General features: G+C 36.5%; 21 protein-coding genes. 9 read left to right on the top strand and 12 right to left on the bottom strand.

From position 1 onward, the window contains the following. Positions 1 to 131 precede the first annotated feature (131 nt). Both AB8S09_RS11900 and AB8S09_RS11895 read left to right on the top strand, forming a co-directional pair. The gene (locus tag AB8S09_RS11900; protein ID WP_294185141.1) at positions 132 to 461 is read left to right on the top strand and encodes a DUF3870 domain-containing protein; all 330 of its coding nucleotides are present in this window, start codon (positions 132 to 134) and stop codon (positions 459 to 461) included. A gap of 167 nt (positions 462 to 628) precedes the next feature. Then, the gene (locus AB8S09_RS11895; protein WP_369869196.1) at positions 629 to 1,561 is read left to right on the top strand and encodes a DMT family transporter; all 933 of its coding nucleotides are present in this window, start codon (positions 629 to 631) and stop codon (positions 1,559 to 1,561) included. A 140-nt stretch (positions 1,562 to 1,701) separates the two neighbouring features. On the opposite strand, the gene AB8S09_RS11890 is transcribed toward AB8S09_RS11895, so the two are convergent. The 3 genes from AB8S09_RS11890 to AB8S09_RS11880 form a co-directional block, all read right to left on the bottom strand. Further along, positions 1,702 to 2,802, bottom strand: a complete 1,101-nt coding sequence (locus AB8S09_RS11890; protein WP_294185144.1) for a M24 family metallopeptidase — start codon at positions 2,800 to 2,802, stop codon at positions 1,702 to 1,704. A gap of 77 nt (positions 2,803 to 2,879) precedes the next feature. Further along, positions 2,880 to 4,301: an APC family permease gene (locus tag AB8S09_RS11885; RefSeq protein ID WP_369869195.1), complete on the bottom strand. Its 1,422-nt coding sequence runs from the start codon at positions 4,299 to 4,301 to the stop codon at positions 2,880 to 2,882. 2 nt (positions 4,302 to 4,303) lie between these two features. Beyond that, on the bottom strand, positions 4,304 to 4,438 hold the full coding sequence (locus tag AB8S09_RS11880; RefSeq protein WP_294185146.1) for a hypothetical protein: 135 nt from the start codon (positions 4,436 to 4,438) through the stop codon (positions 4,304 to 4,306). A gap of 281 nt (positions 4,439 to 4,719) precedes the next feature. On the opposite strand from AB8S09_RS11880, the gene AB8S09_RS11875 reads away from it, so the two are divergent. The 4 genes from AB8S09_RS11875 to proC are packed head-to-tail and all read left to right on the top strand — an operon-like array spanning position 4,720 to position 9,452. Then, a complete protein-coding gene (locus AB8S09_RS11875; protein ID WP_369869194.1) occupies positions 4,720 to 5,280 on the top strand; it encodes a helix-turn-helix domain-containing protein in 561 nt (186 codons plus the stop codon). A 23-nt stretch (positions 5,281 to 5,303) separates the two neighbouring features. Beyond that, positions 5,304 to 6,206, top strand: a complete 903-nt coding sequence (locus AB8S09_RS11870; protein WP_294185149.1) for a trans-4-hydroxy-L-proline dehydratase activase — start codon at positions 5,304 to 5,306, stop codon at positions 6,204 to 6,206. A gap of 6 nt (positions 6,207 to 6,212) precedes the next feature. Then, positions 6,213 to 8,588 carry a trans-4-hydroxy-L-proline dehydratase gene (gene hypD / locus AB8S09_RS11865; protein WP_294185151.1) on the top strand — a complete coding sequence of 792 codons (2,376 nt, stop codon included), beginning with the start codon at positions 6,213 to 6,215 and terminating at the stop codon, positions 8,586 to 8,588. 54 nt (positions 8,589 to 8,642) lie between these two features. Further along, complete coding sequence (proC, locus tag AB8S09_RS11860; RefSeq protein ID WP_294185153.1) at positions 8,643 to 9,452, top strand: pyrroline-5-carboxylate reductase; 810 nt, start codon at positions 8,643 to 8,645, stop codon at positions 9,450 to 9,452. 49 nt (positions 9,453 to 9,501) lie between these two features. On the opposite strand, the gene AB8S09_RS11855 is transcribed toward proC, so the two are convergent. The 3 genes from AB8S09_RS11855 to AB8S09_RS11845 form a co-directional block, all read right to left on the bottom strand. Further along, positions 9,502 to 9,681, bottom strand: a complete 180-nt coding sequence (locus AB8S09_RS11855; protein WP_294185155.1) for a serine aminopeptidase domain-containing protein — start codon at positions 9,679 to 9,681, stop codon at positions 9,502 to 9,504. Then, the gene (locus tag AB8S09_RS11850; protein ID WP_294185166.1) at positions 9,671 to 9,835 is read right to left on the bottom strand and encodes a serine aminopeptidase domain-containing protein; all 165 of its coding nucleotides are present in this window, start codon (positions 9,833 to 9,835) and stop codon (positions 9,671 to 9,673) included. Before AB8S09_RS11850 ends, AB8S09_RS11855 begins: the two co-directional genes overlap by 11 nt. A 78-nt stretch (positions 9,836 to 9,913) precedes the next feature. Continuing rightward, positions 9,914 to 10,441 carry a 2'-5' RNA ligase family protein gene (locus AB8S09_RS11845; protein WP_294185157.1) on the bottom strand — a complete coding sequence of 176 codons (528 nt, stop codon included), beginning with the start codon at positions 10,439 to 10,441 and terminating at the stop codon, positions 9,914 to 9,916. Positions 10,442 to 10,548: 107 nt separating this feature from the next. On the opposite strand from AB8S09_RS11845, the gene AB8S09_RS11840 reads away from it, so the two are divergent. Then, a complete protein-coding gene (locus tag AB8S09_RS11840) occupies positions 10,549 to 10,953 on the top strand; it encodes a DUF1523 family protein (protein WP_294185158.1) in 405 nt (134 codons plus the stop codon). Between the two features lies 1 nt (position 10,954). Here AB8S09_RS11840 and AB8S09_RS11835 read toward each other — a convergent pair whose 3' ends face one another. The 3 genes from AB8S09_RS11835 to AB8S09_RS11825 all read right to left on the bottom strand — a co-directional run bounded on the left by AB8S09_RS11835 (position 10,955) and on the right by AB8S09_RS11825 (position 16,612). Continuing rightward, complete coding sequence (locus AB8S09_RS11835) at positions 10,955 to 13,207, bottom strand: cell wall-binding repeat-containing protein (protein WP_294185160.1); 2,253 nt, start codon at positions 13,205 to 13,207, stop codon at positions 10,955 to 10,957. A 196-nt stretch (positions 13,208 to 13,403) separates the two neighbouring features. Further along, positions 13,404 to 13,718, bottom strand: a complete 315-nt coding sequence (locus AB8S09_RS11830) for a hypothetical protein (protein ID WP_369869193.1) — start codon at positions 13,716 to 13,718, stop codon at positions 13,404 to 13,406. Between the two features lie 1,148 nt (positions 13,719 to 14,866). Continuing rightward, positions 14,867 to 16,612, bottom strand: a complete 1,746-nt coding sequence (locus AB8S09_RS11825; protein WP_294185135.1) for an ABC transporter ATP-binding protein — start codon at positions 16,610 to 16,612, stop codon at positions 14,867 to 14,869. Positions 16,613 to 16,782: 170 nt separating this feature from the next. Here AB8S09_RS11825 and AB8S09_RS11820 point away from each other — a divergent pair, with 170 nt between their 5' ends. Then, a complete protein-coding gene (locus tag AB8S09_RS11820) occupies positions 16,783 to 17,058 on the top strand; it encodes an ArsR/SmtB family transcription factor (protein ID WP_294185133.1) in 276 nt (91 codons plus the stop codon). A 36-nt stretch (positions 17,059 to 17,094) separates the two neighbouring features. Continuing rightward, entirely contained in the window at positions 17,095 to 19,569 is a 2,475-nt protein-coding gene (locus tag AB8S09_RS11815) for a CoA-disulfide reductase (protein WP_294185131.1), read from the top strand. A gap of 96 nt (positions 19,570 to 19,665) precedes the next feature. Here the strand turns inward: AB8S09_RS11815 and AB8S09_RS11810 are convergent, their stop codons facing one another. Genes AB8S09_RS11810 through deoC form a run of 3 tightly spaced genes read right to left on the bottom strand, consistent with a single transcriptional unit; the run spans position 19,666 to position 22,834 of the window. Next, a complete protein-coding gene (locus AB8S09_RS11810; RefSeq protein WP_294185129.1) occupies positions 19,666 to 20,967 on the bottom strand; it encodes a pyrimidine-nucleoside phosphorylase in 1,302 nt (433 codons plus the stop codon). A gap of 12 nt (positions 20,968 to 20,979) precedes the next feature. Beyond that, complete coding sequence (gene deoB / locus AB8S09_RS11805; RefSeq protein ID WP_294185127.1) at positions 20,980 to 22,161, bottom strand: phosphopentomutase; 1,182 nt, start codon at positions 22,159 to 22,161, stop codon at positions 20,980 to 20,982. 28 nt (positions 22,162 to 22,189) lie between these two features. Beyond that, positions 22,190 to 22,834, bottom strand: coding sequence for a deoxyribose-phosphate aldolase (deoC, locus tag AB8S09_RS11800; protein WP_369869192.1), 645 nt, complete (start codon positions 22,832 to 22,834; stop codon positions 22,190 to 22,192). Positions 22,835 to 22,837: the final 3 nt, after the last annotated feature.

Here is a 22,837-nt window from a genome sequence, read left to right as displayed (position 1 = left end):
GGGAAAGTCTGTAGCTTTTTAACCTACAGTAAATTGACACGATCCTTAACAATAATTGAGTTGATCAAATTCAACTTTTCTAGTATAATGTTCTTTAGTTTTCATAATATAAATCTTTAGGAGACAGACAATTGAAAAAAAATAAAATTTTTATCAGTGCTTATTCAAAACTTCCTAAGGGAATATCAGCTACGGAACTTTACACAAAAACTGCAATGGCCATAATAATTGACAGGAACACAGGAAAAATATATGATGTAGAATGCACACTTGCAACAGAAGTTGCAAAAAGGTACATAAAAAATATATTGACAAATAAAAATATAAATCAAATAGATAGTATACTACAAGAAATTGACGATAATTATTTTGGAAATGCAAAGAAAGCTGTAATGGCGGTATTGACAAACTGTTATAAAAGATATAGACTAATATGCGGAAGTTTTGATGAAGACAACTAAAAATATAAATTTATGATTTGCCATTTTGTGATGATACAGGGTTTCCACTCTGTATAAAATTGACAAAAGCACGGCATTAATATATGTAAGTATATTGATGCCTTTTTTTGTTGTTCATTTTTATTTTTTAGGTCAAATAACTATATTATCAAGAAAGGATGTTTCAATTGAAATATTTATTCATAGCTTTAGCTGCATTATTATTTAGTGTTATGGAAATCTTGGGTAAATTGGCAGTCGGCTTAAACGCACTACAATTAAACTTTTTAAGGTTTGTACTCGGAGGAATAATACTTCTTTTACCTACTATAAACATCTTAAAAAGGGAAAATATAAAGTTAACTAAAAATGATATAATTTATTTTTTTGGGACAGGCCTATTGGGAGTTGTAATAAGCATGTCTTTATTTCAGCTGGCAATTAATTTTACAAAGGCATCCACTGTAGCCATACTATTTAGCACAAATCCTATATTCACCATATTATTTGCCTGTTTATTTCTAGGAGAAAAATTAAATAAAAAAACTATAGTATCCATAATATTTAGTTCATTAGGAATACTTTTCATTTTAAATCCCTTTAGAACAAATTCTGATATACTTGGAATAGTACTTTCAATACTATCTGCTGTTACTTTTTCGCTTTATAGTATAGCTGGAAAATTGAGATCCTCAAAATATGGCAGCACGGTTTTAAATTGTATGAGTTTTATAATTGGTTCCGCCATAATGCTCATTCTTATATTCATCTCAAATTTTCCAGTAATTTCAAGTCACATATCTCCTACAGGGAAACTCGGATTCATGATAAATATACCTATACTTAGCGGCATAAACTTGCAGAATATAATTCCACTTATATTACTTGGAGTTTTGGTTACAGGATTCGGTTATATGTTTTATTTTAAGGCAATGGATACCACTTCTGTCACCACAGCTTCCATGGTCTTTTTCATAAAACCTGCCCTGGCACCCATATTTGCACTCTTAATTTTAAATGAAAGCATATCCATAAATACCATAATCGGCATAGCATTGATTTTAATCGGAGCTTATTTTATATTCGTCAAAAAAAATCTGAAGATAAAGTTAAAATCATGAAATTATCGTAAATACCGGCCAACATTTCGATTTGATTCTCAAATCTGGTTTTGTAAGCCTATCTGAAAACCCGCTGCGGCACATATAAGGCACCAGAGAAGCGGGCTTTCAAATCATAAAAAACATCTTATATTTAAAAATTATTTGATTACAATCATATCTTTTCTAACTTTATTCAATATTTCACCTTTTCCTTCATCCAATAATACGATATCCTCCACTCTCATACCAAACTTTCCAGCAATGTATATACCAGGTTCCACACTAAATGCCATTCCATTTTTAAGTATCTGCTTATTACCCTCACTTATATACGGCGCTTCATGATCGGCAGTTCCAATGCCATGCCCTGTTCTATTTATAAAATATTCTCCATAGCCGGCATTTTTTATGACATCTCTGGAAGCACGATCCACATCTCCTGCCTTGATGCCTTCCTTTACAATATTTTCACCCTTTTCATTAGCCTCCAGAACAATACTGTAAACTTTTTTCTGCTCTTCAGTAGGTTCTCCTACAAATACAGTTCTGGATTCATCCGAGCAATATCCATGATATCTGCATCCAAAATCCATTATGATTACATCTCTATCCTGAATAACTCTACCATAGTCATTATAATGCGGTCTGGCGCTATTCGGTCCTGATGCTATAATTGTCTGAAATGACAATCCTTCACCGCCATGTGCTGCCATTAACTCCTCAAGCTTATCTTTAATGTCACCTTCAGTTATTCCAGGTTTTACGAATTTTAGGACATCTTCAAAAGCTTTATCTGCAATACTGGCAGCTTTTCTCAAGTTATCCTTCTCCTCTTCATCTTTTATTACCCTCAGGTTTTCCATTATACTAACTCCATTTATAAACTTCACATCAATTTTATTGGAGACATCAATCATATCTACTGCCCTTATTCCATCATTTACCCCTATTTTTTTACCTTCCAGGCCATATTTTTTATTTGCCTTTAAAATAGCTGGAATAAAGCCTTCTCCATCACCCCATTTAAATATGTCCATGTCCTTTCCCAGTGCTTCCCTTGTTTCTTCATAGTACAATTCAGGTGCTATATAAAAACATCTCTTATCGTTAAATACAAATAATGCTTTAAATCTCTCATCCACCAGAGGATGAAGCCCAGTAAGATATTCCAGATCGGCAGAAGGTCCCACTATAAGCACATCAATCCCGCCATTTTTCATGAGCTCTGTCAATTTATCAATTTTTTTATGCAATAACATTAAAACCCCTCCATTTTTAATTTTTTAAAATATTATGAATTTATATCAATCACCTGTAGATATAACAGATAATTAAATTACCTAATTATTTTATCTTTAACTTCTCTAAATCCCGTCCTTTTTACAAAACTATTCCAAATGGCAAATCCGCTAGATATAACTACCACCGCTCCGCCAATCATTTCTATCTCATAAATTATATTCCCTTTTAAAGTTCCCATTGCAGGAGCTGCCGATAAAACTATACCAATCACTACTACAACCAGCACCATTCGCCCAATTCCAATCGCAGTATTGCTATTTTTTGAAATTTGATATGGTCTCACTTCATTCGGTCTTGTCTTTCTAAGTTTTATATAGGATGAAAAAAGAAGTACATAAGGGAATAAGGCTGTAAGCGATGTCATAGTGACAAGAACATTATATATAGCATCCACAGAAGGCAATAAGTTTATTGCAAGTAAAATTATCGTTACTATTATAGCCTGAAGATAAACTGCCTTTTCCGGTATATTATGAGAGTTGACTTTTGTATATTTGTCAGGAAAGATACCTTTTAAGACACTTCCAAAAAGCATCTTTATAGGCGAGCTGATATAAAGAACAATCCCTCCAACAACCGATAATGCTATTCCAAGAGCAACAAGTTTTATAAACCAAGTTCCAATTCCAAGATTTTGGGCAACTGTTGCAAGCGCTACCAATATACCCTGTGAGGCCGTTATCTTATCCGTCGGTAAAATAAGTGTAATAGCAACCGAACCTAAGACATAAAGCCCTGCAATAAGGCAAGCTGCAATCAGTATTGCTTTAGGAAAATTTTTTTCAGGTTTGTCCATCTCTGTTACAAAGTTTGCAGTTGTTTCTGCACCAGACAATGCAAACATCACAGTGGAAATAGCTACAAATGAATTTACATTCATTTTTGGGGTAAGATTTTGAACTGTATAGGAAGATGCAGGATGATTGCCAAATATATATACTGAGATAAAACCCATAGCTATCAATAACACTGTAGGTACTACTGAACCCAAAGCCCCGACATTTGTAAATATTTTTCCAAAGGCCATACCCTTTGTACTGATCACTGAAAACAGCCAGAATATTATTATAGAGAATACTAATACAAACATTTTATTATTTGCAAGTTCAGGCTTTCCAACAGCATAAGATACATTTACCATTAAAAATGTCAAAAATGAAGTATACCAGAATATTTTTGCAGTCCAATTCAACCATGAGACCATAAAACCATGCTTTTCACCATATGCTTCCTTTACCCACTCATAAAGTCCGCCATCCCTTGGATATGTTGCCGCAAGCTCGGCACAGATAAGTGCTGATGGAACAAAAAATATAAATACAAAAACTATCCATGTGGGAATAGCTCCTAAACCAAGACCAAAACTTGATGCCGTTGACTTTGCAATCCACCTGATCCCAAAAAGTGCTATTACATTCATAAACACTAGATCCCATAATCCAATTTTTTGTTTCACTCTTATTTTTCCCTCCCTTTAACCACCAATATCAGTTCAACTTGAACAGCGGCGGCAATAAAATAGATATTAATATTTGGCAGATGCCCTCCTTTCCTAGTTTTTCTTAATTTGAAATCCTTTACAAAATCATACATACAACCTCCTTTATCCACAGCACCTACTATTATATAAATAAATATAATTTACTGAATAATGTTTATTTAATTTAATTTCCTAATTTTCAGTATATCATTTCATGAATTTCTTGTAAACATATTTTTTTAATTTTATAAAATTTTTTTCACATATATAAAAAAATAATTGATTTATTATATATTTTTTCATTTATATAAATTTATTATGTACAAAAACCTTTTCATGTAATATACTGTAAGTAGAAGTAATACAAATTTTCATAGCAATGGAGTGACTTAATTTGAATTCAGATATTGGCGAAAAAATAAAAAAACTGAGAACCCAGAAAAACTTGACTTTAAGTGATTTAAGTGAAAAAACCAACTTATCAACAGGATATCTTTCCCAGCTGGAGAGAGGTCTAACAAGTGTAGCCATAGATACACTGGACAACATTGCAAGAGCTTTGGGAGTAACTATGTACTATTTTCTAGATAAACCTAAAAGCAAAAAAAATTTTATCCTGAGAAGCTTTGAAAGAGAAGTACTGGAAATAGAAAACAACCGAATCATACAATTTCAACTGACAAGTGACATGGAAAATAATGATATGCTTCCAAGAATTTTTGAAATACTTCCAAGCAGCAATAATGAGGAAATAACTCCATATCCACATATTGGTGAAGAATTTATATATGTACTTGAAGGAGTTCTAACTTTACTAATCAACGATGAGAAATATGAACTATTTCCTGGAGACAGCGCCCATTATAAATCGACCATCAGCCATAATTGGGCAAATAACGCAAACAAAATCGTAAAAATATTGACAGTACACACTCCAAATCTTTTAAAAAAATAACTGTCAACTAGGAGGTGAATCATTTGACATCAGGTATTATATTCAATATACAAAAATATTCCATTCATGATGGTCCGGGTATTCGTACCACAGTTTTTTTCAAAGGATGTCCCCTAAAATGCTGGTGGTGCCATAATCCAGAAAGTCAAAATTTAAAACATGAGATCATGTTCTTTGAAGAACGATGTACAGTTTGCGGCAGATGTATCAAAAAATGTCCAGAAGGAGCAATTAAGATCAATCATGTTTTCCCGGAAATTGATAAATTCAAATGTACTCTCTGTGGAAAATGTACAGATTTTTGTCCAAACAATGCCAGAGAACAAGTTGGGAAAAATATTACATCGGACGAACTCATAGAGGAAATTGCAAAAGACGAGGTTTTTTATGAAGAATCCGGAGGCGGTGCCACTTTCTCAGGAGGAGAACCACTTGCACAAGCGGATTTTTTAGATGATATACTAACAAAGTGCAAAGATAGAGGAATCCATACTGCAGTGGACACCAGCGGTTATGCCCCATGGAAAAGCTTTGAAAGGATAGCAGACAAAGTTGATTTGTTCTTATATGACATCAAGCTTATGGACAATAAAAATCACAAAAAATATATTGGAGTTGAAAATACACTGATAATTGAAAATCTAAAAAAACTTTCAAGCATGGGATGTAATATATATCTTAGAATGCCCATAATAAAAGGCATTAATGACAACAGAGAACATATTGACAATACAATAAAGCTGTTGTCAAATGTAAACGTAGAACAGGTAAACCTGCTTCCATATCACAAGATAGGTATGGATAAATATAGAAGGCTCAGAATGAATTACAAATTATCCGGTATGGAAAAACCATCCAGTGAAGAGATGGAGAAAATAAGCCAACAATTTAAAAGGCATGGAATTAAAATCAAAATAGGAGGTTGATTAATCATGATGACTGAAAGAGTAAAAAAGCTTAGGGAACAGAGTTTAAACGCTGTGCCGAGAATCTCCATGGAAAGAGCTCAAATTGAAAGTGAAGTTTACAAAAAATATGAGGGAAAAGTGTCTGTACCAGTACTTAGAGCACTGGTTTTAAGGGAATTGATGAGTAAAAAGAAACTCTGTATAAATGACGGCGAACTAATAGTTGGAGAAAGAGGAGAAGAACCTGCAGCTACTTATACCTATCCTGAACTCTGCTGTCACACTTTAAAGGACTTTGACATAATGAACAGACGTGAAAAAATATCCTTTAAAGTAACCGATGAGGATAAAAAAATTCAAAGGGATACCATAATCCCCTATTGGGAAAAGAGATCCATGAGACATAAGATCTTAAATAGTATGACTGATGAATGGAAAGACTGTTATGCAGCAGGAATATTTACTGAATTTATGGAACAAAGAGGCCCCGGTCATACCGCAGGTGATGACAAAGTTTTCAAAAAAGGATTCTTGGATTTCAAAAATGACATCAACAAAGCTATGAAAAACCTCAATTTCTTTGAAGATGACGAAGTGCTGGATAAGAAAAATCAACTGGAGGCCATGAGCATAGCTTGTGATGCAATAATGATTTTGGGACAGCGTTATTCCAAGTATGCTGCAGAACTTGCAGAAAAAGAAAAAAATTCCGTAAGGAAACAGGAACTTGTCAAAATTTCAAAGGTATGTCAGCATGTACCTGCCAGTGCACCTAGAACATTCTGGGAAGCTCTGCAGATGTACTGGTTTGTTCACCTATGTGTTATATCCGAATTAAATCCCTGGGATGCATACAACCCCGGAAGACTGGATCAGCATCTGGATCCATTTTATAAAAGAGGTATGAAAGAAGGAACATTGACCAGGGAAAAGGCAAAAGAATTGCTGGAATGTTTCTGGGTAAAATTCAACAATCAGCCGGCTCCTCCAAAAGTAGGCGTAACTTTAAAAGAAAGCGGGACTTACACGGATTTTGCCAATATAAATGTAGGTGGAGTAACAATAGACGGTAAAAACGGTGTAAATGACGTAAGTTATCTCCTGCTTGATGTAATAGACGAGATGAGGCTTCTTCAGCCAAGTTCAAATGTCCAGATAAGTAAAAAAAGTCCTCGCAAATTTGTAAAAAGGGCCTGCGAAATTGCCAGAAAAGGTTGGGGACAGCCATCCATGTTCAATGCAGATGCCGTTACCCAAGAACTTGTAAGGGCAGGAAAATCCATAGAGGATGCCAGATGCGGCGGTACAAGCGGATGTGTCGAAGCAGGGGCCTTCGGTAAAGAAGCCTACATTCTTACAGGATATCTGAATCTTCCCAAGATATTTCAAATAACGCTAAATAACGGTATTGATATAACTACAGGTAAAAAGCTGGGAATAGAAACCGGTGATATAACTACTTTCAAAAACTATGATGAGTTATTCAATGCCTTCAAAAAACAGCTTAAATATTTTGTAGATGTTAAAATCAGGGGCAACAGGGTAATTGAAAAATTATATGCTTCCCTAATGCCTGTACCATTCTTGTCTACGATAATCAGTGACTGCATATTAAATGGCAAAGATTACAATGCGGGCGGAGCAAGGTACAACACCAGTTATATCCAGGGTGTCGGCATAGGAACAATTTCTGACAGTATGATTGCCATAAAATATCAGGTATTCGACAAAAAAAATATAACAATGAGCCAACTCATGGATGCATTAAAAGATAATTTTAAGGGACACGAAGACATATTAAATCTTGTAAAGAATAAAACCCCTAAATACGGCAATGATGATGATTATGCAGATGCCGTAATGAAGCAGATATTCGATGCCTATTACAATGAAGTAAATGGCAGGAAAAATGGACGAGGTGGACTCTACAGGATAGATATGCTTCCAACTACCTGCCATATTTATTTTGGGGCGGTTATGGGTGCCACTCCAAATGGCAGAAAGGCACAGGCTCCAGTTTCAGAAGGTATCTCGCCTGAAAAAGGTGCAGACGCAAAAGGTCCTACAGCCGTAATAAAGTCAGCTTCCAAAATGGATCACCTGAGAACCGGAGGAACTTTGCTGAATCAAAAATTCAATCCAAGTGCATTAGAAGGAGACGTGGGGCTGAACAACCTGGCAAGTCTGGTAAGATCTTATTTTACGCTGGATGGCCATCACATACAATTCAATGTGGTAAGCAGGGAAACACTTCTTGCAGCTCAAAAGCATCCCGATGAATATAAAGATCTAATCGTACGTGTGGCAGGTTACAGCGACTATTTCAACAACCTGGACAAAGTACTTCAGGATGAAATAATTCAGAGAACAGAACAGACTTTTGACGGATGTGCTTGCTAATAAATATGCATTTGTTAAAATAAATTATAAATACATTTATCAAGGAGGAAAATCATGAATAAAATAATAGGTTTTATAGGCTGTGGAAACATGGGGCAGGCAATGATGGGAGGAATAATCAAAGCAGGCCTTGCAGCTCCGGATAACATAATAGTAGGCGATCTAGATGAAAGGAGTCTTAAAAAAGCATCTGAAAATTATGGAGTCAAAATCACCACAGACAATAATGAAGTAGCGAAAAACTCTGACATTTTAATACTGTCCATAAAACCCAATATATATCCAATAGTTATAAAGGGAATAAAGGATCATGTCAGGGAAAATGTCCTGATAGTAACCATAGCTGCAGGAAGAGATATAAAAGGAACTGAAGAAATGTTCGGCAGGAAATTAAAGATCGTAAGGGTCATGCCAAATACACCAGCACTTGTGGGAGAAGGAATGGCTGCAATATGTCCTAATGATAAAGTAACTAAAGAAGAAGCAAAAGAAGTGCTGCACATATTTGAAAGTTTCGGAAAAGGAGAAATAGTAAATGAAAAACTGATGGATGTAGTAACTTCAGTAAGTGGATCTTCACCAGCTTTTGTATATATGTTCATTGAAGCCATGGCAGATGCTTCCGTATTGGACGGTATGCCGAGAGACCAGGCATATAAATTTGCCGCACAGGCAGTACTTGGCTCTGCAAAAATGGTACTTGAAACCGGAAAACACCCTGGTGTCTTAAAAGACATGGTATGCTCCCCCGGCGGAACTACCATCGAAGGTGTAGCAGCTCTTGAAGAAAAGGGCTTCAGGGATGCAGTTATTTCAGCCATAAGAAAGGCAACCCAAAAATCCATTGAATTATCCAAACTTTAAGCCTTGAAAAATCGCTGGCAGGCATCTTACCTGTCAGCATCTTTTTTATTTATATTCTCTCCTCGATCCACCTGTGTATGTCATTTATGACTTCATCCTTTTCAACTTTTTCATTTAGAATTTCATGATAGCATCCAGGGTATATCTTCAGATTTTTATCCTTAGAAGATATATTTTTATAAAGCCATTTTGACGCTTCATTTGTCACTATCCTTGTCTTATACTCCATGGAGTATAAGACAAGGATAGTTGTACTTTTTTACATTATTTTTAATCCAGATTGAACCCTTTACAAAGGCTTCACCCAGAAGTTTGACATTGCTTTCTTTCAGCACAAGAGGATCTTCATCATAAGCCTCTACAACTTCCGGATCTCTGGATATCAGATTTGAAAGGACATTTGGTACCTTTTCAAATGGATTCTTATTTGGCCATATCTACAAATACCTCCAATAATTTTTTTAAGCAAGTTCATATCTTTTTAGCAGTACCCATGTATTGTTTTTCCAACTATAAAGCGATATATTATCAAAATACTCATTGAAATCACAAGGGTATTTATTTACATAATTCCATATTTCCCCGAAATTATTCTTTATTTTTTTGGAGACTATAGTACAGTGAAATACTTTGTTCCTTCCCTCGTTTCTTTTGAATTTCATCCAGGATATCTTTTCAAGTTGAAATATAAGGTCATCATGGACTTTTTTTGCTTCAGGAGACATGTTTACGGCCATATAGACCACATCCTGCCTAAACCTGCCATACCCTTTTAGCTCAATAGATGTCCTGTGGCTGCTTGCAGAAAATTTCTCCAGCACATCTTCCACATCTTCAATTCTATCGGTTTCAAAGGGAGCTTTAATTGTAAAATGCGCAGGCAGCTTAGTTCGTCTTTTATTAAATTTATAACATACACTGCTGGTTAGCTTTTCATGAAATTTCAGTGCTGCACCTCCTATTGCGCAGACAATGACGTACCTATCCATTTTTTCACCTCCCACATATCACAAAACTGCTACATATAATTTAACATAATATACAATAAAAAAGAATATTAATAATATATAATATCCATTAAAATCAGGGAGATCTCATGAGGAAAAAATATTTTTATAATTCAAGACATCACAGATCATTTTTAAAACTCAAAATCAGAACAGTAATAATAATTATAGCTGTAATTCTCGCTGCAGCAGGCACATTCAAACTCATACCCCACTTCTTTAGAAGCACTTATATAGTTACAATTGCCAACAAACATACAAAAGTGGAAAATAGCAACAACACATATATGATATATACCCAGTTGGAAAACGGAGAAACAAAAGTATTTAAAAATACAAATAGTTTTTTAGAATTAAAATTCAATTCTGAAGACATATATGGCGGACTTAGAGTCAACAAAAAATATAAAATTACAGCCTATGGCTTTAGGATACCCATATTTTCCTGTTATGAAAATATCGTAAAAGCCAAGGCATTTTCCAATTCCAAATAAATTAATTCTTCTGGGTAAAGCTGATATAATTTACCCATTGATTTCTCATGTCCATGAAATATTCATCGCCGGTTATAGAATAAATCGCTTCCAGTAAATCTATATGTACTTTATGATAATCCAAAGCCGGGTTGGCATCTCTCGAAGTCATGAGATGAACTAGGTCATAACTTGTAAAACCGCCTATGTCATAATAGGGAAGTATTATTTTTAAAGATTTGATTCCCTCATTAAAGTAATAATCCGCCTTGCTGCCGTCAATACTTGACACCTGCCTGGCAAGCTGTGACCAATCATATATTCCAAGTAATGTAAACATGTATCCGTTTAGTGTATAACTCGGTATCGTATTTACATATTCCTCAAAAAATATATCATTTTTGAACTTAGGCTCAAAACTACCCAACGTATCCATGACACCTCCGCTGCTTACAGGTGTTATCAAATAATTAAAGGCCTTATTACCTGCAGTTATGTATTTGGAATCCCCTGTTATCTCATAAGCACGTGAAAAAACGTTCAAAGCTTCTCCCTGTGACATGCTTGAAGTCCAGTCCATACCGAGCGATTCATAGGAATAATAGGGAAATTTGTACCTGAAACTGCCGTCGCTGTCCATGTGATCTACTAGAAAATCCGCACATTTGATAAATTGATTAACTGCAGAAGTATCTCCCTGTAAATATTTAGCATGAAGGTAAAGAGCATACTGGCAAATGGTTACATAATTATATTGTGTACCAAATTCTCTGTATATAACCATAGGAATCCCGTTTTCATCAAAAGTCAGCGAATCAGGCTTATCAGTTGTAAAATGATCATTTGTAGAAAAATTCAGATACTCCTGCATGGCACTGTATTTAATTGGATTGTCAAAATTAAAATTGAGTTTGCTGTACTCTTCCAGGGCATTTTGTACTATCGCCTGGGAACTTTCCTTATAAACATATCTGCTTGCTATGGGATTCTTAGACAATGCCACGTTCCTAAATACGGTGGCGTTGGTTTTAACCTCCACGGGAAGCTGAACCTTCAACTGGAGCAGATAATTATAAATATCCAAAGCCTTATCATAATTACCACCATTATGTATCTTAACGGCAGAGTCCAGTAAATGGGATGCACCTTCATCAAATGCAGATTTCAAGCTGCTGTCATTTGGATACAGAGAAAAACCCAGAGCCAGATTTTTAAATGCAGACAATTCGTCAGATGGCAGCTGCCCGTTATAGGAATTTATAAAATTCTCTGGAGTAATATCATCAGAATCTGCAAATAGCCTGTCTACAAGATAATCCGGAACTACAGATTCACCGCCCACTACTATACGCTCTTTCAAGGTATTTCTATTGTCCCTCACCATCTTCACCTGATTCTCGGACATATTATCGCCGGCCAAAACCAGAGGTGAATTATCTCTGGCAGCCAGAGGAGAAATGGAAAGTGCATCGGGATAATTAATTCCTGCTGCTATATATATTTTATTTGTATTTGAAAGATCATAGAATTTATTCAATATTTGTGCATTTGTCTCATATCTGTCTATACCGCCGAGTCTTTCATAATTTTCAAAACAGGAAGCCACACTATCCGGCATAACAGCTTGTCCTCCAATAATATAAGTTTTCGAAGGTTTTAATGTACTTACATAATTTTTAAGTTCTTCCGGTTCACCGCTGCTTGGGGTCAAAAGCACCGGTTCAGCTTTACCTGCAGCATAAGCGGAAACAGAAAGTGCATCTGCAAATCCCTCTGAAGAGGCCACGAACAATTCGTCTCCCAATTTGTTTTCTTCAACTTTTTTTGCAATTTCAATGGAGGTCTCAATTCTAGTACTTCCACCTAACCTCTCAACATCTATATCCTTCTGCATAAGTTCATCCTTTATCCCGTCGGACATAACACCTGTTCCACCGATTAAAAATACTTTTTTAACACCAAGCTCCTCAAGTTTGTCTTTTATTTGGGCATTTAAAGTGTCCCCAGCGGTGAGAAACAAAGGTGCATTGTACTTGGCACTCAAGGATGTCGAACAGATTGCATCAGGAAAATTTTCACCTGAAACTATAACGGCATATTCAGAATGGCCTGTCCAACCATAGTTTACCACGTCCATATTTGTGGAATATCTATCCACACCATACAATCTATTTGTAATCTGACTTTGGTCTTCAGCATTAACTGCTTTAGACCCGGCAAACATCATAACTATAAAAACCACCAATGTTATTATCGTATTCCTCTTATACAGCATAAACTCCCTCCAATTCAGCTGCCTCTATATCAAAAATAGAAATATAATCCAAAATAATATTATTAATTAAACTTATACACATATATTTATACTACTATATCAATAAAAAAACAACATGGAAGAAACCCAAAATAAAAATATCCCAAAGGATAAATTGAATTTCTCAAAATTCCCAGGGATACACATTCTTAGAATTCTACATCTGGTGCATCATATGGTGCATAAGCGCCATCCTAACCACTTTACTCAAATATTCCCTAACCTCATCAATAGACATGTTACAGCATATCAACCTGTTTATTATATCTGGATGATGGCGTTCAAGCATGCTCACAATCTCCTGAGTGTTCGAATCTATATTTTCCATCATATCCATGTCGGGCATAGGTTGAGGCTGTGTTGACGTGCCTCCTCCACTACTAGATGCGTCATTTCTAAACATTTTATTGTTAACTCTACAATAGCGGCACATTGGCATAATTCCCATTTTAGGATACATATAAGGATACATTAAAACCTCCAGTTAAAATTTTTTCACAATATCATACTATGCAAAACATCTATCCAAAGGAACAACATTTACCACAGCATACCTCTGAAGCAAGCATAGAATATAGGCACCCAATAAGATATCGGGTGCCTACACAACAATAATAAAGGAGTTCTATGAAATTCAATTATGTGATAGCTGCATTCTACGTTTGTACTGTCCTACAGCCGCAGACTATTAAATGTCATTGTCTATGACAATTATTATTATATAAGATATTTGTTACAGCTTAATTTCATAATAATAAACTATTTGTGAACAATCATGAATTTTTATCTAAATTTTTATACAGTTTAAGAAAATATTAAGGATAAGATCCATTTCAAAATCCAGAACTCTTAATTTATTTTAAATTAAAATTACTTTCCAGTCCACATATCTGTAACATAATCATTGGAGTCAGTGAAATACTGATTATGAAATAGCCTTAAATAAGTGTATAAAATAAATAAGCACCCCATTGCTCGGGGTGCTTATTTTGTATAATTTTAAGGGAGATCGATTTTATGAAGAATCTACTGGCGGTTGCATTTAAATTTAACGTTCCCTGCAACCGCAGACACTGCTTGGTAATTGCCACTACACTACTTCTTTTCTGTATATGTAAATACATTTATTTTCGCTAAGGTCTATTTCCTTAGGACACTTATAAGTATATATGGTTTCTATTACAGCTTAGTGTCATATTAATTAACTATTTGCAAACATTGTGAAATTTTAAAGACATCCGGCTAAAAGCCAGGTGCCATATTTAAGATAAAAATGACTGCAGCGTGCTTCTTCAGCCTTTCTTTGCCTGTCCAATTATTTCTCTGACATTCACTATTCCTTGATTCTAAAATTACCGGAATAATTATTTAATTTCTACACATCCTATTCATATAAGGATATCAAATGTACTTAAGTTATTAAAATGTTTAAAGTTTCATATGAACCAGAATATTTGTCTATTGGTACATTGGTATTTACTTTACACTGGAGATGATGAATCTCCAGTGTTTAAATTTATATGCATCAAAAATATCTACGAACTTTCTTACAGTACTCTCCTTGACATAAATCTTTTTCAAAGAGTCTTCCTCACGAATAACTTGGCGGTGCAAAAGCTTTTATTCTCTTACATCAAGCCCTTCAAACTGCATATTGTAATAGTAAGCATAAAGACCGCCTTTTTTGAGAAGCTCACTGTGACTTCCCCTTTCCTTTATGCCCTCGTCATCAATGACTATTATCTCATCAGCATTTCTTATAGTGCTGAGTCTGTGGGCGATGACTATAGTAGTCCTGTTTTTGGCCAGTTTTTCAAGAGATTTCTGTATGAAATTCTCACTTTCATTATCCAGTGCAGATGTAGCCTCATCCAGTATGAGTATGGGGGGATTTTCAAGAAATACCCTGGCAATTGAAATTCTCTGTTTCTGGCCTCCTGAAAGCCTAACCCCTCTTTCACCAACATAAGTGTCATAACCATTGTCCAAGCTCATTATATAATCATGGATATTGGCCTCCTTTGCTGCCCTTATTATTTTCTCATCAGATGCCTCGGGTTTTCCATACCCTATATTTTCCTTCAATGTTCCGGAAAACAGATACACATCCTGCTGGACTATTCCAATAGAATTTCTCAGCGATTCAAGAGTGACGTCTTTCACATCTTTTCCATCTATCATCACAGAACCTGACGAAACATCATAAAATCTTGGAAGGAGTGAACAAATTGTAGTCTTGCCTCCCCCGGAAGGTCCCACAAATGCAATTTTCTTACCGGCTTCTATCTTCAAATTTATATTTTTCAGTACCTGTTTTTCCGAATTATAGCTAAATGAGACATTTCTATACTCTATATCACCTCTTACATTCTCCAAGGTTACAGCATCCTTTTTATCCACTATTTCAGGTTCTACAGACAGAATACTCATAAATCTTTTAAATCCGGCAAATCCCTTTTGAAACTGCTCTGCAAAATTTATAAGTATGTCTATGGGATTTATAAATATATTTATATAAAGGGCATAAACGGCAAGATCCGGTATCTTCAGTGAACCGTCTGCTATAAAAAACGCCCCGCTGACAAGAATGACCACGTACAAAAGTCCTTCGAAAAAAGTATTTCCAGCTATGAATTTCCCCATTACCTTATAGCTTTTTTCTCTTGAAATACGGTAGGCATTATTGTTTTTATCAAATTTTTTTCTCTCAATTCCTTCATTGGCAAAAGACTTTACAACTCTTATTCCAAGAAGGCTGTCCTGAACAGATGAATTTATATTTCCCATCTTTTTTCTATTATCGAAAAATATTCTCTGCATTTTTTTATTTTCGTAAAACGAGAACACCACCATTATCACAGTTACCGCCAAAAGTATAAGTGTCATTCTGAAATTTATAAACATAAGTACTGCAAAGGAACCTATTATTTTAACTGCAGAAATAAATACATTTTCCGGTCCGTGGTGCGCAAGTTCAGATATGTCAAACAGATCTGACACAAGTATTGACATCATCTGCCCTGTATTATTCTCATCATAATAGGAAAAAGACATTCTCTGAAGGTGGTAAAATAAATCCCTCCTCATGTTATTTTCCATTCTCGCACCCATAATATGACCCCAGGAAGCAATAAAGTACTGACAGAAATATTTAAGTACATACAGTGCCAATAAAGCTATTCCAACATATAATATGGAATTCAGTATTACTGTTTTATCCTTTATAAAAACATTTTTTGAAAGATAGTCCAATATTAAAGGAAATGCAAGATCCACCAGTGACACTATAAGTGCACAAAACATATCTGCGTAAAAAAGAAATCTATAAGGTCTATAATACTGTAAAAATTTTTTTAGTATTTTCATAAAATCTGCCGCCCTTTCCCCTTTTGCCAGCATTGCTTGCCAGTAATAATCAAATGATAATATTTTATTTTTACAATGTCAAGGCAGATAAAAAAGTATTGACTAATATATCGTTATATTGTAATATATAAATATATTGATATATAAATACATTTTAGAAAGGTAAGATTATGGATAAAGATTTTGCAGAATATAATGAAAAAGCTGAAATTCTCAAAGTACTGGCACATCCTGTTAGGTTGTGCATCGTCAGGGGGCTGATGGAAAGAGGAACATGCAACGTAAGCAATATGCAGCACTGTCTTGAAATACCCCAATCCACACTATCACAGCACATACAAAAATTAAAAGCTGCGAGAATTATAGAAGGCAGGAGAAACGGACTCGAAATCAACTATAGAATATGCAGCCCCTTGGTTATTAAATTGATGGAAGTTTTATTTTAAACTTTAATTTAAATCTAAAAAACAGGAGGGATTTATATGAGTAAAAAAATATTAGTTGTAGGAGGAGTGGCAGGAGGAGCTTCTGCGGCCGCAAGACTTAGAAGGCTGGATGAAAATGCCAGAATAATAATGTTTGAGAAGGACAATTATATATCCTTTGCAAACTGCGGGCTGCCTTATTACATAGGCGAAAAAATTAAGGAAAGACAAAGGCTCCTGGTACAGACACCGGAAAGCATGCATGCCAGATTTAATATAGATGTAAGAGTAAACAGTAAAGTCACAAATGTAGATACGGACAAAAATACGGTAAAAGTAAAAGAAAAGGGCGGCAGGACTTATGAGGAAAGTTATGACTACCTTATACTGTCTCCCGGCACAAAAGCTGTAAGGCCAAAAATAGACGGCATAGACAGCAGCAGGATTTTTACCTTGAGAAATATACCTGACACGGACAATATAAAATCCTCAGTAGATAAAAATAATGCGGGCAGTGCTGTAGTAATAGGCGGAGGATATGTGGGAATCGAAATGGCAGAGAACCTCAAGGAAAGAGGACTCAAAGTTAGCGTGGTTGAAGCAGCTCCACACATCTTGGCTCCTTTTGATTCAGACATGACAGTTATGGCCGAAAAGGAACTTGTAGAAAACGGTATAGATTTGGTATTAAATGATGGAGTAAAATCTTTCAAGGACAATGGGCAAAATATTGAAGTCACTTTAAACAGCAATACAAAACTCACTGCCGATCTGGCCATATTGGCTATTGGGGTAACTCCAAATACAGACTTTATAAAAAACAGCAAAATAAAGCTCGGAACCAAAGGACACATAGTAGTTGACAATAAAATGAGGACAAATATCGAAAATATCTACGCTGTGGGAGATGCAGTGGAAGTTGTGGATTTGATAAACAAGCAAAAAACTGCAGTACCGCTTGCCGGACCTGCAAATAAACAGGGAAGGATAGCCGCCGACAATATAGCAGGATTAAATTCAATATATAAAGGAACCCAGGGTTCTGCAATAATCAAAATTTTTGGTTTAACTGCTGCAAGTACTGGAAATAACGAAAGAACTTTGAAGAAATTCAATATACCCTACAAAGTTATATATATCCATCCAGTTTCCCATGCATCATATTATCCTGGTGCCCTGCCTCTTTCCATAAAACTTATATTCAACGGCGAGGGTAAAATTCTGGGTGCACAGGCAATAGGCTACGACGGAGTTGACAAGAGGATCGACGTAATTGCCGCAACAATGAGGCTCGGCGGTTCAGTATCAGATTTGACTGAACTTGAGCTATGTTATGCACCTCCATTTTCTTCGGCAAAAGATCCGGTGAATATGGCTGGTTTTGTGGCAGAGAACGTCCTTTCCGGTAAAGTGGATTCTATTACCCCAACGGAATTTCTAAACTATAACATGGAAAACACCACTCTTCTGGACGTACGTTCAAGTATAGAATTTAACAGCGGCCACCTCAAAGGAGCCATAAACATACCTGTGGACAATTTAAGAGAAAGGCTAGGCGAGCTGGATAGAAATAAAGAGATCATTGCATACTGCAAGGTCGGGCTCAGGGGGTATATTGCCTCAAGAATACTTTCCCAATACGGGTTCAAGGTTAAAAACATAACCGGAGGATATAAAAGCATATCTGCCTTAAGTTTTTCTCCGCCAAAACAGGACAAAAACAGGAACACTCCCCAGAGAAAGCTTTCAGATTCCAATACACACACTGTAAAAGAAGAGGAGATAGCCTTAGATAAATCAAATTATGATAAAAGCCTTGATGCCTGCGGGCTGTGCTGCCCAGGACCTCTCATGCAGGTTAAAAAAACAATGGATGATTTAAAAGAAGGGCAGATCCTCAAAGTAATCGCCTCTGATCCTGGTTTTTATGAAGATATAAAAGCATGGTGCCAGAGGACAAATAATGAGCTTGTTGATCTAAACAAGGATAAAAGCAATATAACCGCCCTTATCAAAAAAAAAAGTGCTAAAGTCGAAGTAGAAAATGCACCTGTAACTGTAAAAGATAATAAAACAATAATTGTATTCAGCGGTGATTTAGACAAGGCCATAGCATCTTTTGTCATAGCAAATGGAGCTATGTCAATGGGTAAAAAAGTTACCATGTTCTTTACCTTCTGGGGATTGAATATCCTGAGGAAAAACAAAAAAGTACCCGTAAAGAAAAGCTTTATGGATTCCATGTTTGGATTTATGATGCCAAGGGGAAGTAAAAAATTAAAATTATCCAAAATGAATATGATGGGAATGGGTCCAAAAATGATAAGAAAAGTTATGAAAAATAAAAACATAAATTCCCTCGAAGACCTGATTAAATCGGCTATAGATGACGGTGCGGAAATAGTAGCCTGCCAGATGTCTATGGATGTCATGGGCATTAAAAAAGAAGAACTCATAGACGGCATCAAAGTAGGCGGAGTTGGCTATTATTTAGGCAGAGCCGAGGACTCAAATGTAAATCTATTTATCTAATACGAATAAAAAAGACACAAAATCTGATATGACCCCAATAAGTCTAACTTATTGGGGTCATATCAATCAGCAAAACTCTTTTGTGTCTTTTTTTATTTATTTTGTGATGATTTTGTGTATCAATTCTGGTTTTTCAGCACTGCTGTCAATACTTATATCCCTGCGAATCCTACCTGCTATACCATCCACATCCCGGCAATTGGAGTATATCATCAAAAGCTCATCCCCTTTTTTCACTCTATCACCTATTTTTTTGCGAAGTACAACACCCACGGAGGGATCTATACTGTCTTCTTTTGTAGATCTGCCTGCACCTAGAAGCATAGTAGAGATGCCAATTCCTCCCGCCGAAATATGTGAAACTACACCGTCCCTTTCAGCAGGTACGGGAATTTTATATTTTGCCTGGGGCAGTTTTTCAGGACTGTCCACAATTGAAGAATCCCCGCCTTGATTTTTAACGAAGCTCTTGAATTTTTCCAAGGCCCTGCCACTTTTTATAGATTCAACAAGTTTTTCTCTGGCCTCATCCGTATTGTCCGCCTTTCCAGCCAGGAGCACCATATGACTTCCCAATGTTAAAACCAATTCCTCAAGATCATGAGGTCCTTTGCCCTTCAAAGTATCAACGGCTTCTTTTACTTCAAGGGAATTTCCCACAGCAAAACCCAGCGGCTGTGACATGTCAGAAATCACAGCCATGCTGTTTCTCCCCAGTCTATTTCCTATCCTCACCATGGCACGGGCAAGTTTTTCCGCATCTTCATCATTCTTCATAAAAGCTCCGGAGCCGGCTTTAACATCCAACACTATTGCATCGGCTCCTGCTGCAATTTTTTTGCTCATTATGGAGCTGGCAATGAGCGGGATGGATTCCACAGTAGCTGTTACATCCCTGAGGGCATACAATTTTTTATCTGCAGGAGTAAGATTTCCGGCTTGGCCCATGACTGCAATTTTATTGTCATTTACCAGCTGAATAAATTTATTCTCTGTGATTTCCGCATGAAACCCTTCAATGGATTCCAGTTTATCAATGGTTCCACCCGTATATCCCAATCCGCGGCCGGACATCTTGGCAACCGGTATACCCAAAGACGCAACCAGGGGGGCAAGCACAAGAGTAGTAGTGTCTCCCACACCGCCGGTGGAATGTTTATCGACTTTCACACCGTTTATCCTGGATAGATCAATTGTCTCGCCGGATTTTACCATTGCTATCGTCAGATCCGCCATCTCCCTGTAGTCCATACCCTGGAAACAGATAGCCATAGCCAGGGCACTGGCCTGGTAATCCGGAATTGTTCCCATAGTATAACCTCTTATAAAGAAATCAATCTCTTCCCTGCTGAGCTGCCCACCATATCTTTTTTTTGAAATTATATCTACCATTCTCATTTCCATTACCCCTTATTTTAATTCATCCAAAAAACTCTTTCCATACTCAGGCATCTGTACCTTGAAATTATCTGCAACTGAGGCGCCCAGATCAGAAAATGTCCTGCGTATTCCAAGATTCCTCCCGCCTTTAAATCTCTTTGAATAAACGAGAAGCGGTACAAATTCCCGGGTATGGTCTGTTCCACTATAAGTAGGATCATTTCCGTGATCTGCAGTGATCACCATTAAATCATCCTCCTGCAATTTTTGAAAAATTTCCGGCAGCCTTTTATCAAAAGCTTCCAGGGCGTCTCCATAACCTATTGGGTTTCTGCGGTGGCCATAAACCGCATCAAAATCAACCAAATTTATAAAACTGATGCCGTGAAATTTCTCATCCATCAATTCAGCCAATTTATCCATTCCATCCATATTGTTTTTGCTTCTTATTGCCCTGGTAATACCCTCACCGTCAAAAATATCCGAAATCTTGCCAATTGAAATGCAGTCCAGTCCGGCTTCTTTTAAATAATTCAACACCGTCCTTCCAAAAGGTTTCAGAGCATAATCATGGCGGTTGGAAGTCCTCTTGAAAGTATCTGCACTTTTTCCAACAAAAGGTCTGGCAATGATTCTTCCCAGGGCATAGGGTTCATCTCTAGTTATGTCGCGGCAGTACCTGCATATTCTATAAAGCTCCTCAAGTGGTATAACATCCTCATGGGCTGCAATTTGAAGCACAGAATCCGCTGAGGTATATACAATGAGTTCACCGGTTTCAAGCTGTCTTTCCCCCAGTTCCTTTATAATCTCCGTTCCGCTGGCAGGCCTGTTAGCTATGACTTTTCTCCCTGAGAATTTTTCAATTTTATCAATTAGCTCCTTAGGAAAACCATCGGGAAAAACATGAAAAGGCTTGTCGATATAAAGCCCCATCATCTCCCAATGTCCTGTCATGGTATCTTTTCCACGGGAAGCTTCCTGCATTTTTCCAAAATAAGCTTTTGGCACAGCAGCTTCTTTCACACCCTTAATCGGGTAAATATTGGAAAGACCCAGGGATGACATATTGGGCATACAGAGCCCATTTTTCTTTTCGGCAATATGTTTCAGGGTGTTTACACCAAAATCTCCGAATTCTCCGGAATCAGGTGATTCACCAATGCCGACCGAATCCATGACTATGATGTGCACCCTCTTAAATGGTTTCATTATAAATTACCTCTTTTCTCCAATAAATCTAACCTTCCATGATGGAAACTCCAGAACTCGTTCCAATACGGCTTGCACCTGCTTTAACCATACAAACAGCTTCCTTTCTGGTATGAATGCCTCCTGCGGCTTTGACTCCCATATCATCTCCAACTACACTGCGCATCAGACTTACATCTTCAACTGCAGCTCCCGACTTTGAAAATCCAGTTGAAGTCTTTACAAAATCCGCACCTGATTTTTTGGCTATTCTGCAGGCCCTGACTTTTTCTTCATGATTTAAAAGGCAGGTTTCAATAATTACCTTTACCAGTGCCTTTCCGCCGACAGCTTTTACTACACTGCTTATATCCTTTTCCACATAAACATCATTTTTATCTTTCAATTCTCCTATATCAATAACCATATCCACTTCCCGCGCTCCATTCCCAATGGCATCCACAGTTTCAAACACCTTTGTCTTGGTAGTATTTGCCCCCAGAGGAAAACCTATTACTGTACACACAGCTGTTCCGCTGCCGTTTAGTTCATCGCTTGCAAGTCCAACCCATTTGGGATTTACACAGACAGAGGCAAATCCATATTTTTTAGCTTCCTCTACAAGCTGAAGTATCTGAGCTCTCGTAGTATCAGGTTTAAGTGCAGTATGATCAATTAATTTAGCAATATTCATAAG

This window comes from Clostridium lapidicellarium (genome assembly GCF_041224415.1).
Taxonomy (GTDB): Bacteria; Bacillota; Clostridia; order Clostridiales; family Clostridiaceae; genus Clostridium_B; species Clostridium_B lapidicellarium.
The sequence above is the reverse complement of the archived record's forward strand: the minus strand, read 5'-3'. Positions and strand labels throughout refer to the sequence as shown.

Bases quoted from the DNA above. Each gene is read 5' to 3' on its own strand.
- AB8S09_RS11840 (WP_294185158.1), top strand. From the start codon at position 10,549: ATGAGGAAAAAATATTTTTATAATTCAAGACATCACAGATCATTTTTA.
- deoB (WP_294185127.1), bottom strand. From the start codon at position 22,161: ATGAAACCATTTAAGAGGGTGCACATCATAGTCATGGATTCGGTCGGC.
- hypD (WP_294185151.1), top strand. From the start codon at position 6,213: ATGATGACTGAAAGAGTAAAAAAGCTTAGGGAACAGAGTTTAAACGCT.
- AB8S09_RS11825 (WP_294185135.1), bottom strand. From the start codon at position 16,612: ATGAAAATACTAAAAAAATTTTTACAGTATTATAGACCTTATAGATTT.
- AB8S09_RS11810 (WP_294185129.1), bottom strand. From the start codon at position 20,967: ATGAGAATGGTAGATATAATTTCAAAAAAAAGATATGGTGGGCAGCTC.
- AB8S09_RS11815 (WP_294185131.1), top strand. From the start codon at position 17,095: ATGAGTAAAAAAATATTAGTTGTAGGAGGAGTGGCAGGAGGAGCTTCT.
- AB8S09_RS11835 (WP_294185160.1), bottom strand. From the start codon at position 13,207: ATGCTGTATAAGAGGAATACGATAATAACATTGGTGGTTTTTATAGTT.
- AB8S09_RS11855 (WP_294185155.1), bottom strand. From the start codon at position 9,681: ATGGAGTATAAGACAAGGATAGTGACAAATGAAGCGTCAAAATGGCTT.
- AB8S09_RS11890 (WP_294185144.1), bottom strand. From the start codon at position 2,802: ATGTTATTGCATAAAAAAATTGATAAATTGACAGAGCTCATGAAAAAT.
- AB8S09_RS11880 (WP_294185146.1), bottom strand. From the start codon at position 4,438: ATGTATGATTTTGTAAAGGATTTCAAATTAAGAAAAACTAGGAAAGGA.
- AB8S09_RS11820 (WP_294185133.1), top strand. From the start codon at position 16,783: ATGGATAAAGATTTTGCAGAATATAATGAAAAAGCTGAAATTCTCAAA.
- proC (WP_294185153.1), top strand. From the start codon at position 8,643: ATGAATAAAATAATAGGTTTTATAGGCTGTGGAAACATGGGGCAGGCA.
- AB8S09_RS11845 (WP_294185157.1), bottom strand. From the start codon at position 10,441: ATGGATAGGTACGTCATTGTCTGCGCAATAGGAGGTGCAGCACTGAAA.
- deoC (WP_369869192.1), bottom strand. From the start codon at position 22,834: ATGAATATTGCTAAATTAATTGATCATACTGCACTTAAACCTGATACT.
- AB8S09_RS11830 (WP_369869193.1), bottom strand. From the start codon at position 13,718: ATGTATCCTTATATGTATCCTAAAATGGGAATTATGCCAATGTGCCGC.